Annotated in this window: 9 protein-coding genes; 4 read left to right on the top strand and 5 right to left on the bottom strand. The window is 69.7% G+C overall.

Annotated features, from left to right (window positions below; translation table 11 throughout):
• Positions 1 to 254: 254 nt before the first annotated feature.
• From IC605_RS12645 to IC605_RS12625, 5 genes are all read right to left on the bottom strand, one after another.
• Complete coding sequence (locus IC605_RS12645; RefSeq protein ID WP_216324421.1) at positions 255 to 1994, bottom strand: NAD-dependent malic enzyme; 1740 nt, start codon at positions 1992 to 1994, stop codon at positions 255 to 257.
• Positions 1995 to 2094: 100 nt separating this feature from the next.
• Positions 2095 to 2856 (bottom strand): (S)-ureidoglycine aminohydrolase, encoded by a 762-nt coding sequence (allE, locus tag IC605_RS12640; RefSeq protein ID WP_216324418.1) that lies wholly within the window; start codon positions 2854 to 2856, stop codon positions 2095 to 2097.
• Positions 2853 to 4220 (bottom strand): allantoinase, encoded by a 1368-nt coding sequence (locus tag IC605_RS12635; protein WP_216324415.1) that lies wholly within the window; start codon positions 4218 to 4220, stop codon positions 2853 to 2855. The genes allE and IC605_RS12635 overlap by 4 nt, the downstream gene beginning before the upstream one ends.
• A complete protein-coding gene (locus IC605_RS12630) occupies positions 4220 to 5464 on the bottom strand; it encodes an allantoate amidohydrolase (protein WP_216324413.1) in 1245 nt (414 codons plus the stop codon). The genes IC605_RS12635 and IC605_RS12630 overlap by 1 nt, the downstream gene beginning before the upstream one ends.
• A complete protein-coding gene (locus tag IC605_RS12625) occupies positions 5464 to 6840 on the bottom strand; it encodes an aldolase/citrate lyase/malate synthase family protein (RefSeq protein WP_216324398.1) in 1377 nt (458 codons plus the stop codon). Before IC605_RS12625 ends, IC605_RS12630 begins: the two co-directional genes overlap by 1 nt.
• A 321-nt stretch (positions 6841 to 7161) precedes the next feature.
• Between IC605_RS12625 and gcl the strand changes: the two genes are divergently transcribed.
• From gcl to IC605_RS12605, 4 genes are all read left to right on the top strand, one after another.
• A complete protein-coding gene (gcl, locus tag IC605_RS12620; protein WP_216324395.1) occupies positions 7162 to 8940 on the top strand; it encodes a glyoxylate carboligase in 1779 nt (592 codons plus the stop codon).
• 70 nt (positions 8941 to 9010) lie between these two features.
• On the top strand, positions 9011 to 9811 hold the full coding sequence (gene hyi, locus IC605_RS12615; protein WP_216324392.1) for a hydroxypyruvate isomerase: 801 nt from the start codon (positions 9011 to 9013) through the stop codon (positions 9809 to 9811).
• Positions 9808 to 10698, top strand: a complete 891-nt coding sequence (locus IC605_RS12610; protein WP_216324388.1) for a 2-hydroxy-3-oxopropionate reductase — start codon at positions 9808 to 9810, stop codon at positions 10696 to 10698. The genes hyi and IC605_RS12610 overlap by 4 nt, the downstream gene beginning before the upstream one ends.
• Positions 10699 to 10700: 2 nt before the next feature.
• Positions 10701 to 11993 carry a glycerate kinase type-2 family protein gene (locus tag IC605_RS12605; RefSeq protein ID WP_216324385.1) on the top strand — a complete coding sequence of 431 codons (1293 nt, stop codon included), beginning with the start codon at positions 10701 to 10703 and terminating at the stop codon, positions 11991 to 11993.
• Positions 11994 to 12081: the final 88 nt, after the last annotated feature.

Raw genomic sequence — 12081 nt, 5'->3', positions numbered from 1 at the left:
CAGCTCGCCGAACTCCCGCCCATAGGGGTGGAGTGCGTCAGATCGTTTCCGGTGAGACTGATCGCCGGAGCCCCACAGGTTCGGGCCGGTTCCAGCCAATCCACTTGGACAGAATGACTTGGAGGACAAGGCCCTCAACTCGTCCGACGGCTGCCACAAGGGAGGTGGCGGAGAGATATGTCAATTTGTATTAATTAAATATGGACACCTGCCCCGTCGAAAACGGGTGTCCATGGCACCGGTCACAGGATTCCCTAGGGTACCCGGAAGGGCAGATACTTCGGTTTCCAGAACCGGGTGCGGACGAACTCGATCAGCGCTTGCTCGTCGAGCTCGTTCAACCCGGTCTCCTGGGCCACGCCGTCCCGCAACGCCTGCCGGGTCACACGTACGGCGACCTCCACGCTGGCGGCGGGCAGTTCCGCGACGGGCGGGTAGAGGCGGTCGGGATGCACCCGGGCGGTGTAGTCGGCGAGCGCGTAGGCGGATTCCAGCACCATCTCGTCCGTGATCTCGCGCACGCCCGCCAGGACCGATCCGAAGCCCAGTCCGGGGAAGATGAAGGCGTTGTTGCCCTGGCCGACCGGGTACGCCTGGCCCCCCAATTCCACCGGGGCGAAGGGGCTGCCGGTCGCCACGAGCGCCGCGCCGTCCGTCCAGCGCAGCACGTCCTCCGGCAGGGCCTCGCAGTGGGCGGTCGGGTTGGACAGGGGAAAGACGATGGGCCGCGACGTGTTTGCCTGGACGGCCCGCACCACGTCCTCGCCGAAGGCTCCGGCGACGCCCGACAGGCCAACCAGGACCGTCGCCCTTGCCCCGCGCACCGTTTCCAGCAGTCCCGGCGCGCGGCCCGGGTACGCGAAGCCGAGGCTCGCCGGATCGTGCGCGTAGGGCCGCTTGTAGCCGTCCAGCTCGCGGTCGGTGAGCAGCAGGCCGGTCTGGTCGAGGACGAACAGGCGGGCGCGGGCCTCCTCGTCGGTCAGGCCGTCGCGCACCAGGCCCCGCCGCAGCGCGTCCGTCACGCCGATCCCGCCCGCCCCGGCCCCGTGAATCACGAGGCGCTGGTCGCGCAGGCGTTCGCCCTTCAGGCGGCAGGCGTTCAGCACACCCGCGAGAACGACCGCGCCGGTTCCCTGGATGTCGTCGTTGAAGCTCGGCACCACCTTGCGGTACCGCTCCAGCACGGTGAAAGCCGCGTCGCGCGAGAAGTCCTCCCACTGGATGATCGCCTTGGGATACCGCTTCCGGGTCGCCTCCACGAAGCGGTCCACGAAGGCCAGGTACTCGTCCCCGGTCAGGCGGCGGTGGTGGACGCCGAGGTAATCGGGGTCGTCGATCAGGTCCTGCCGGTTCGTCCCCACGTCGAGTTCGACGGGCAGGGTCCTGTCGGGCCCCACGCCCCCCGCGACGACGTACAGGCTCAGCTTGCCGATGCTGATCCCCATGCCCCCGAAGCCCTGGTCCCCGATGCCGAGAATGGCGCTGGAGTCGGTCGCCACGATGATCCGCACGTCGTTGAGGGGCACGTTCGCCAGCGCCCCCTCCGCCCGCTCGACCGTGCGCGTCGAGAGCGTGAGGCCGCGCGGCACCCGGTAGATCTGGCTGAAGTTCTGCACGGCCAGGCCCACCGTCGGCGTGTACACGATGGGCAGCATCTCCTCGACGTGCGCGGCGAGCAGGGCGTAGAACAGCACCTCGTTGCGGTCTTGCAGGTTGCGCAGGAAGACGTGTTTGTCGAGCGGCTCCTGAACACGCACGTAATCGCGGTACAGACGGCCCACCAGCGTCTCCAGGGCGTCCACCTGCGGCGCGATCAGGCCGTCGAGCCCCAGCGCCTCCCGCTCCTCCTCGGTGAAGGCCGTCCCCTTGTTCAGGAGCGGGATGCGGGTCAGGTCGAAGCCCTGGACGAAGGGTTCCAGATAGCGGTGCCCGGCAGCGTCGCGGCGCACGTCGTAGTGGGTGGTGAGGGGCAAGCGGTCCTCGGTGGTGGTCATGGCGGCTCCTCTCGGGTGGGAATGTTCCGGATTTCGAGGGTTGAAAAGATTTTTCAGTCAGGAGGCGCCGTTGTACCCGTGAGACGGCGACCCCCCGGGCTTACCGGATGTCGAGCGGGTGGCGGTTCATGTCCTTGTAGAGGAGGTATTTGCTCCACGTCTTCCCGAGGGCGCCGTACCACTGCGGGCAGTGCGCCCCCATCCAGATCACGTCGCCCCGCGTCACGGGCAGGAAGCGTTCGCCGAGGCGGTAGATGCCCTCGCCCTCCAGCATCAGCAGTCCGTGTTCCATGTAGTGAATCTCGACGTAGGGCAGGGTGGCGCCCGGCGCGTAGCTCATGGTGGTCACGATGAAGTCGAAGCTGGGCTCGTCGGGGAGCAGCTTGCGGGCGATCAGGCCGGGATCGCCCTCGAACTCGGTGCCGGGCACCTGACGCTCGTTGCCGAGGAAGACTGCGGGGGCGGGCAAGCCTTCCAGTTGCGGGTGAAAGCGCTTCTCGAACACGCTCACGCGGGCCGCGTTCTCGGCGCGCAGGGTGTGGTCGGTCCCGGCGGGGAGGTAGGCGTAGCCGTACTCGGTCAGGCGGTGGGTCTCGCCGTTCACCGAGAGTTCGACCTCGCCGTTCAGGACGAAGACGAAGCGCTGGATGTCCTTCGGCGGGGAGACCGCCTCCGCGCCCGGTCCCATCTCCGCCGTGAACTGGGTGAAGCGGGCGCCTTGGCCGATCACGGGGGCGATGTGGACCATGCAGGCGGTGTTCTTCCACTCGGCGACGGTCGTGCGGATGAACGTCTCGGGCGTGAGCAGCGCGAACTCGGGCGCGACGACGCTGCGGGTCTGTCCAAGCTGTTTGAGGGTCAAGCGGGTTCCTCCTGGGGAATGGGGGCGGCGGGACGGAGGAAGCGGCCCTGGGGGGAAGTCGGGAACTGGCCCTCCAGGTACACGGTCTGTCCGCGCAGCAGCGTGCGGCGCACCCGGCCCCGGAAGGCGCGCCCCAGGTAAGGGCTGTACTTCCAGCGGGTGTGCAGGTCGCCTTGCGTGTGAACCCACTCGGCGTCGAGGTCCACGAGCACGAGGTCGGCGTCGGCACCGGGTTCCAGGCGGCCCTTCCCCGCCAGACCGAAACGTTCGGCGGGAGTACGGGCGAGCAGGCGGGCGATGTGGGGCAGGGTAAGCCCCCTTGACCGCCCCTCGGTGAGCACGGCGCTCAGCGTGGACTGCACGCCGCCGACGCCACCCCAGACCTCGAAGAAGTCGTCTCGCTCCTTGAGGTCGAGCGTGCTGGGTGAGTGGTCGGAGCCGATGGTGTCGATACGGCCCTCGCGGATGGCGGTCCACAGCGCGTCCACCTCGGCCCGGTCCCGCAGCGGTGGCGCACATTTCAGCACCGCACCCAGACGCTCCATGTCCTCGCCGGTGAAGCAGAGGTAGTGCGGGCAGGTCTCCACGCTCACGTCCACGCCGCGCGATCTCGCCTCGGCGGCCAGCGCGACCGCCCGCCCGGTGGAGAGATGGACAAGGTGCAGCCGCGCGCCCGTCTCCTCGGCGAGCAGCAGGGCCCGCCCGACGGCCTCGACCTCCGCGATGGCGGGGCGGCTGCGGAGGTAGTCGCGCACGTCCCGACCTCCTGCTGCCCGGATGTGCGCCGAGAGGCCCTGCGTGATCGAGTCGCTCTCCGCGTGCAGGGCGATGAGGCGGTCCAGGTCGCGCGCCCGCCTCATGCCCTCGTAGAGGGTGTAGTCGTCGGGCGACTCGAACTCCTCCAGGCCGCTGTGGCTCATGAAGGCCTTGAAGCCGACGACTCCAGCCTCGGCGAGGTCGGGCAGCCGGTCCAGATTGCGGGGGGTGAGCCCGCCCCAGAGGGCGAAGTCCGCGTACGACTCGCGTTCCGCCGCCTGCCGCTTGGCGTCGAAGGTCGCGCGGTCGAGCACGGGCGGAGAGCTGTTGAGCGGCATGTCTGCAAAGGTCGTTCCGCCCCCGGCCACCAGGGCGCGGCTGCCGGTGGCGAGGCCCTCCCAGTCGGTGCGGCCCGGCTCGTTGAAATGGACGTGCACGTCCACGACGCCGGGGAAGACGTGCAGGCCGCGCGCGTCCAGCTCCTCGCGGGCTTCCCCCGCCAGTTCCGGGGCGACCTCGACGATGCGCCCACCCTCCACGCCGAGGTCGGCAACGGTGACGCCATCCTCGCCGACGACGTGACCGCCGCGGATCAGCAGGTCGTACATCAGCGGGCCTCCTCGCGCTCGGCCAGCAGGCGCAGGAATCGGGCCGAGGTGCGCAGGGCGGCCTCCACGTCCTCTTCCAATACCGACTCATCGGGGTGGTGGCTCAGGCCACCGGGGCTGCGCAGAAAGAGCATCGCGGCGGGCCACACCTGCCCCACCAGCATCGCGTCGTGCCCGGCGCCGCTGACCATCGGGGAGGCGGGGTGGCCCTCGGCGCGCATCGCCTCGCCCAGCAGGGCGGTGAGGGCGGGGTCCATCGGGGTCGCGTGCTCCTCCATCCGCAGCTCGTGGGTGAAGGTGAGCCCGCGTTCCCGCGCGATCCCGTCGCCCACGGTCAGAAGCTGATCCAGCGCGCCCAGACGCACCTCGTCCCGGGCGTGGCGGAGGTCGAGGGTGAGGTGGACCTCGCCGGGAATGACGTTGCTCGCGCCCGGCAGCGGGGTCAGCGAGCCGACAGTGGCGACCAGCCCGGGCGTGTTCCGGGCGAGGGTTTCGGCGGCGAGGACGAGGGCGCTGGCCCCCGTCAGCGCGTCGCGGCGCAGATGCATCGGCGTGGTGCCCGCGTGGTTGGCCTTGCCCGCGAAAGTCAGGTTCAGCCGCGACTGCCCGGCGATGGCCTCGACCAGCCCGAGCGATCTCCCCTCGGCCTCCAGCACCGGCCCCTGCTCGATGTGCATTTCCAGGTAGCCCAGCACGTCTCCCGTGAGCCGCGCCTCGTCCAGGCGGCCCACATCCAGCCCGTAGTCGGCAATGGCCTGGGCGACGGTCCGGCCCCCCGCATCGGCCACGTCCAGCAGCTCGCCCGCCGTACCGACGAGCGCCCGGCTGCCGATAAAGGGCACGCCGAAGCGCACGCCCTCCTCCTCGCTGAAGCCGACCAGCTCGACGTGGTAGGGAAGGGGGGTGTCCCCCAGCGCGTCCAGCAGGGCGAGCCCCAGCACCACGCCGAGCACGCCGTCATAGGCCCCGGCGTTGGGCACGCTGTCGAGGTGCGAGCCGATGACCAGGGTGCGGGCGGTGGGATTCGTGCTGCGGCGGGTCGCGCGCCAGTTTCCGGCCGCGTCCTCGCGGGCCTGGAGGCCCAGCGAGGCGGCCCAGGCGTCCAGCCGCGCGTGCGCGTCGTGCATGGGCGCGCAGAGGAAGGTGCGGGTGATCTGGCCGGGGACCTCGCTGCACGCGGCGATGTCGGCACAGCAGGCGAGGGTGCGCCCGGCGAGTTCCGTCCACTCGGAGGTCATGGTCATCAGGATTCCACCTCAGCCGGGGTCCGGGCCACCTGCGGGAAGAAGGCGGGACAGGTATCGGTGAGGACGAGCGCCCGCAGCAGCCGCGCGGCGGGTTCCTGCGGGTCCGCCCCCTCGGCGAGCAGTTCCTCGAAGCGCTCGGGGGTCAGCGCCTCTCCCGTGTCCAGCGGCAGACGGTGATGCACCCACCCCCAGAGCTGCGCGCGGGCGAGTTCGGCGGTGGCCGTGTCCTCCACCCTCCCCTGCCGCACGATGACGCCCCGCCCGCCGAGCCACGCCCGGAAGTAGCTGGTCGCCACGCCGACGACCTCGCGCACGGCGGCGAGGGGCACTTCCTCCGCCCGGGGAAAGGCAAGCAGTCCCGCCGCGACCTCCTCCTCGGGCAGGGGTGGGGGTGGGGCGGCGGGAGGCGCGGCCTGGAACGCGGCCCGGACGGTGGGAATCAGGCCCGGCAGCCCGGCCCAGGCGGCGACGTACCCGCGCGCGGCCTCGCGTTCCTTGTCGGCGCGGACGACGGCGAGGGCGGGTTCGGGGTCGGCGGGATCGGGGGCCAGGGCGGCAGTGCCCCCGATGGCTTGTGCCCCACGGCGGGCACACACCCGCGCGAGGTGTTCCTCGTACGCCCGCATGGACGGCTGCCCCATGTGGAGCTGCGCGCGTTCCGGCAGGCAGAACCCCTCCTCCCGCCCCAGCCACTTCACGGCGCTGAACACATAGTCCCAGCGCCCCGCGTTCAGCCCAAAAGCCCGCTCACGCAGCACGTAGAGCAGTTCCTCCGCGTGGAAGGCCCCGGGCAGCGTCTCGATCTGGAGGCAGACGCGGATGCTGTTCGGTGCCCGCCCATATTGCCGCTCGGTTTCGTCCAGCAGGTCGCGCCAGAATTCGGCCTCGTGGGGAAACTCCAGCTTGGGGATGTAGACGTACAGATACTCGCGTTCACGAAACGCCTCCACGAACGCGGCGAGGTCGCCCACGGTCGCGCTGTCCGTGCTCCCGGGCTCACGCATGTACAGCGGGCGGGGCCGCATCATGACGAGGGGCCGGGTGTGGCCCCGCAGCCGCCCCAGGTTGGCGTGCCCAGCGCGGACGTTGGCCGAGGTGGGCGAGAAGGTGTCGTCGAAGTCGAAGATCAGCGCGTCGGGACCCGCGGCCAGGGCCTGCCCAAGGGCCCCGGCGTCGCTCGCCTCCACCAACTGCTCCACCTGACGGGCCCGGAGTTCGCCCGGTGGGGAGGCCACCTGCCACTCGGACTGGCGGAGGGCGGTGCTATGCGAAGCGAAGCCGGGCGTCCAGGGGACCGGGGCGAGCAACTCCTGCCAGCGCCGGGCGAACAGCCCCTGCAACGTGCGGTGGGTGGTGGTCTCAGGTGTCGTCACAGGGTCTCCAGAAGGGCCAGCCCGGGCTGGGGAAGGTCGGAGGTGGTCGATGGGAGGCGACGTGGGCCGGGGGAGCTGTCGTGGTGTCTACGGTGTAACATGCCACATCGAGGATTGTCAAAGTCTGGATAGGTTTTTTATCTCTTGAAATAAACGCTCCAGACCCTCCTGTACGGAGAGAGGCCAAGAGACTAGCCTCGCACTCTCCAACGTCCCAGCGCGTCCCCAGACCACCCAATTTATTTTATCAGATAAAAAACACTTCTATAGGTTGACAAAGACTGACCTGCCCCTTACGCTGCCGTGAAGGAGGAAATGCAGATGCCCAAGATGACCGCAGTCGAGGCGGCCGTTCACGTGTTGCGCCTGGAGGGTGTGGAGACCGCCTTCGGGGTGCCGGGAGCGGCCATCAACCCCCTGTACGCCGCGCTGCGCAAGCTCGGCGGGATCAACCACGTCCTCGCCCGGCACGTCGAGGGCGCCTCCCACATGGCCGACGGGTACACCCGCGCGAAGGCCGGGAACATCGGCGTCTGCATCGGCACGAGCGGCCCCGCCGGGACGGACATGATCACCGGCCTGTATGCGGCGAGCGCCGACTCGGTGCCCATCCTGTGCATCACCGGGCAGGCCCCGCGCGCCCGGCTGTACAAGGAGGACTTCCAGGCGGTGGACATCGAGAGCATCGCCAAGCCGGTGACGAAGATGGCCGTCACGGTGCGTGAGCCCGCCCTCGTTCCCCGGGTCTTCCAGCAGGCCTTCCACCTGATGCGCTCGGGGCGGCCCGGCCCGGTCCTGATCGACCTGCCCTTCGACGTGCAGATGGCCGAGATCGAGTTCGACCCGGAAACATACTCGCCCCTGCCTGTCTACAAGCCCGCCGCCACCCGCGCGCAGGTGGAAAAGGCGATGGAGCTGCTCCAGGCTGCCGAGCGTCCCCTGATCGTGGCGGGCGGCGGGATCATCAACGCGGACGCTTCGGACCTCCTCCAGACCTTCGCGGAGCTGACCGGCGTGCCCGTCATTCCCACCCTGATGGGCTGGGGCACCATCCCCGACGACCACCCGCTGATGGCGGGGATGGTGGGCCTCCAGACCTCGCAGCGGTACGGCAACGCGACGATGCTCGCCTCCGACTTCGTGCTCGGCATCGGCAACCGCTGGGCGAACCGGCACACCGGCGGGCTGGACGTGTACACCCAGGGGCGCAAGTTCGTCCACGTGGACATCGAGCCCACCCAGATCGGGCGCGTCTTCGGCCCCGACTACGGAATCGTCAGCGACGCGAAGGCCGCCCTCGAACTGTTCGTCGAGGTGGCGCGCGAGTGGCGGGCGGCGGGGAAACTCAAGGACCGCGGCGAGTGGGCCGAGGAGTGCCGCGAGCGCAAGCGGACGATGCTGCGCAAGACGCACTACGACAACGTGCCGATCAAGCCCCAGCGCGTCTACGAGGAGATGAACAAGGCGTTCGACCGCGACAGCGTGTACGTGACCACCATCGGGCTCTCGCAGATTGCGGGCGGGCAGTTCCTGCACGTCTACAAGCCCCGCCACTGGATCAACGCCGGGCAGGCCGGGCCGCTGGGCTGGACGGTGCCCGCCGCGCTGGGTGTGGTCGCCGCCCGCCCCGACGCGGAGGTCGTCGCCCTCTCCGGCGACTACGACTTCCAATTCATGATCGAGGAGCTGGCGGTGGGCGCGCAGTTCAACCTGCCCTACCTTCAGGTGCTCGTGAACAACTCGTACCTGGGGCTGATCCGCCAGTCGCAGCGCGGCTTCGAGATGGACTATCAGGTCCAGCTCGCCTTCGACAACATCAATTCGCCCGAGACCCAGGGCTACGGGGTGGACCACCTCAAGGTCGCCGAGGGCCTGGGCTGCAAGGCGCTGCGTGTAACCCAGCCGGACGAGATTCTGCCCGCCTTCGAGAAGGCCCGCGACCTGATGCGCGAGTTCCGGGTGCCGGTCGTGGTCGAGGTGATTCTGGAGCGCGTCACGAACATCAGCATGGGCACCGAGATCAACGCCGTCACCGAGTTCGAGGAACTGGCGGAAGACGCCCGGCAGGACGCGCCAACGGCCATCGCCATGCTGGATTGAGGAGTTAGGGGTTAGGTATTAGGAAAAAAACCAACCCCTAATCCCTAACTCCTAACTCCTAGAGGTGCCTATGACCCGATTCGCCGCCAACCTCACCACGCTGTTTCAGGAGCTGCCCTTTCTGGAACGCTTCGGCGCCGCCCGTCAGGCAGGCTTTACCGCCGTGGAGTACATGTTCCCCTACCCCTACGCGCCCGAGGAGCTGCGGGATCAACTCCGGCAGCACGGGCTGACCCAGGTGCTGTTCAACCTGCCCGCCGGGGACTGGGCGGCGGGGGAACGCGGGATCGCCGTCCTGCCCGACCGTCAGGAAGAGTTCCGCGACGGCGTGGCCCGGGCGCTGACCTACGTGGAGGCGCTGCGGGGAGCACAGCCGCCCCTTGTGAACTGCCTAGTCGGGAAACTGCCGGAAGGTGCCCATGCCGATGAAGCCCGTCGCGTTCTGGTCGAGAACCTGCGTTACGCCGCCGCCGAGCTGAAGAAGGTGGGCGTCACCCTGCTGATCGAGCCCATCAACCCGCACGACATCCCCGGCTTCTTCCTGCGCACGCCCGACCAGGCGGCGGGGCTGATCGCCGAGGTTGGCGCGGACAACCTGCGCATCCAGTACGACCTCTACCACCAACAGCGCACCGAGGGGCAATTGCTCGACACCTTCCGCCGCCTGCAAGACAAGATTGGTCATGTGCAGCTCGCGGACGTGCCGGGCCGCCACCAGCCGGGCACCGGGGAGATCAACTACCCTTTCTTGCTCGCCGCGCTGGACCGGGACGGGTACGACGGCTACGTGGGACTGGAGTACATCCCCGAGGGGGACACGGTGAGTTCGCTGGCCTGGATGGACACGCTCAGGGAAGGAGTGACGGCATGACGGACGGCAAGGAACGCATCGGCTTCATCGGCCTGGGCATCATGGGCCTCCCGATGGCCCGCAACCTCATGAAGGCGGGTTACACGCTGACGGTGAACAACCGAAGCCCCGAGCCGGAGCAGCAGCTCGCCGCCGAGGGTGCCCAGGTCGCCCGCACTGCCCGCGAGGTTGCCGAGCAGAGTGACATCGTGATCACCATGCTGCCAGACAGCCCCCAGGTGGAAGAGGTCGTGCTGGGGGAAAACGGGGTGGCGGAAGGGCTCGCCTCCGGTGGCCTCTACATCGACATGAGCAGCATCGCCCCCAGCACCGCCCGCAAGGTGGCCGAGGCGCTGAAGGCGAAGGGGGCCGATTCGCTCGACGCGCCCGTGTCCGGCGGTCAGGTCGGCGCCGAACAGGCCACGCTGAGCATCATGGTGGGCGGCAGCGAGGAGGGCTTCGAGCGGGCCCGCCCCGTGTTCCAGGCGGTCGGCAAGAACATCGTCCACATCGGCGGTCCCGGGGCCGGTCAAGTCACCAAAATCTGCAACCAGATCGTCGTGGCCCTGACCATCCAGGCGGTCGCCGAGGCGCTGACCCTCGCCCGCAAGAGCGGCGTGGATGCGGCGCGTGTGCGGGAGGCGCTGCTGGGCGGCTTCGCCCAAAGCCGCATCCTCGACCTGCACGGGCAGCGCATTCTGGACGGCAACTTCAAGCCGGGCTTTCGCATCAACCTGCACCGCAAGGACCTGCGCCTCGCATTGGAGGCGGGCCGCGAGCAGGCCGTGCCGCTCTTCGCCACCGCGGGCGTCGCCGAACTGATGAACAGCATGATCGCGCAGGGGATGGGCGACCTCGACCACTCGGGCCTCGCGGCGCTGTACGGGCAACTCGCCGGGCTGGACTGACCATGACCGCCCCAGACCCGACGGCCACGCCCCCCACCGCCTCGCCGACGGACCGGCGGGCGCTGCTGGAACAGAGCTACCGCTCGGCGCTGGAGGCGGTGGCCCCCGCCCGGTTGCTGGCCCCGCACCTGACGGGAGAACGTCCTGATTTCGTGCTCGCCTTCGGGAAGGCGGCGTTGCCGATGCTGCGAGCGGCGCTGGAGGCGTATCCGGGTGTTCCTGGCCTGGCCGTGCCCCCCCGTGGAACCCCTGACCTGAGCGCACCGGAGGGGGCCGAAGTGCTCCCCGGCAGCCATCCCGTTCCCGACGGGCACAGCACCCTTGCCGCCGAACGGGCCTTGGCCCGGGTGCGGCCGTTGCCCGAGGGAGCGCGTCTGCTCGTCCTCGTCTCAGGCGGGGGAAGCGCCCTGCTGAGCGCGCCGTGGGGCGTCACCCTCGCGCAGAAACAGGCCCTGACCCGCGATCTCCTGCGCGCCGGGGCGGCCATCGAGGAGATCAACGCCGTCCGCAAGCACCTCTCGCAGGTCAAGGGTGGGAGGCTCGCCCAGGCCACCCGCGCCCAGGTCCGCGCCCTCCTGATCTCCGATGTCATCGGCGACGACCCCTCGGTGATCGCCAGCGGCCCCACCGTGCCGGACGCCACCACCTTCGCGGACGCCCTGGCGGTGCTCGACCGTTACGGCCTCCAGGCGGAGGAAGGCCGCGCGCACCTGACGGCGGGGGTCAGGGGCGACGTGCCCGAGACACCGAAGCCCGGCGAACTCCTTCACGTCGAGAACACCATCATCGGTTCCAACCGCGTGCTGCTGGAGGCGGCGCAGGGATTTCTGCGGGGGCAGGGGGTGGACGCCGTGATCCTCGGGGACACCTTTGCGGGGGAGGCGCGCGACCTGGCGGGCTTCCATGCCTCGCTGGTCCGCAGCATTCGCACGTACGGCACGCCCTTCCGGGGACCGCTGGTGCTGCTCTCCGGCGGCGAGGCGACGGTCACGGTGCGCGGGGACGGTCGCGGCGGGCGCAATCAGGAATTCGCGCTGTGGCTGTTGCAGGAGCTCGGCGAGCGCGGAGTCTACGCCCTCTCCGCCGGTTCGGACGGCATCGACGGCCACAGCGACGCGGCGGGGGCGTTCCTGACGCCCGATTCCCTCGCCCGCGCTCGCTCATTGGGCCTCGACCCGCGCGACTTCCTGGCCCGCAACGACTCGGGGACCTTCTTCGCGGCGCTGGGGGACGCCCTCGTCACCGGGCCGAGCGGGCACAACCTCAACGACTACCGCGCCATCCTCGTGGAGTAGCTCTCCCGGGCCCCCACCAGGCGTCGGCACGGCGGCGTTACCCGTCCGGAGACGCCCACTGACCTTGCCCCGGTCTCCTGAATGGATA

The sequence above is a fragment of the Deinococcus aestuarii genome (assembly GCF_018863415.1).
Lineage (GTDB): Bacteria > Deinococcota > Deinococci > Deinococcales > Deinococcaceae > Deinococcus > Deinococcus aestuarii.
The sequence above is the reverse complement of the archived record's forward strand: the minus strand, read 5'-3'. Positions and strand labels throughout refer to the sequence as shown.

What these genes read in the sequence shown, in the direction of transcription:
- IC605_RS12645 (WP_216324421.1), bottom strand. Translation starts at nt 1,994, where the DNA reads ATGACCACCACCGAGGACCGCTTGCCCCTCACCACCCACTACGACGTG.
- IC605_RS12610 (WP_216324388.1), top strand. Translation starts at nt 9,808, where the DNA reads ATGACGGACGGCAAGGAACGCATCGGCTTCATCGGCCTGGGCATCATG.
- IC605_RS12605 (WP_216324385.1), top strand. Translation starts at nt 10,701, where the DNA reads ATGACCGCCCCAGACCCGACGGCCACGCCCCCCACCGCCTCGCCGACG.
- gcl (WP_216324395.1), top strand. Translation starts at nt 7,162, where the DNA reads ATGCCCAAGATGACCGCAGTCGAGGCGGCCGTTCACGTGTTGCGCCTG.
- IC605_RS12635 (WP_216324415.1), bottom strand. Translation starts at nt 4,220, where the DNA reads ATGTACGACCTGCTGATCCGCGGCGGTCACGTCGTCGGCGAGGATGGC.
- IC605_RS12630 (WP_216324413.1), bottom strand. Translation starts at nt 5,464, where the DNA reads ATGACCATGACCTCCGAGTGGACGGAACTCGCCGGGCGCACCCTCGCC.
- hyi (WP_216324392.1), top strand. Translation starts at nt 9,011, where the DNA reads ATGACCCGATTCGCCGCCAACCTCACCACGCTGTTTCAGGAGCTGCCC.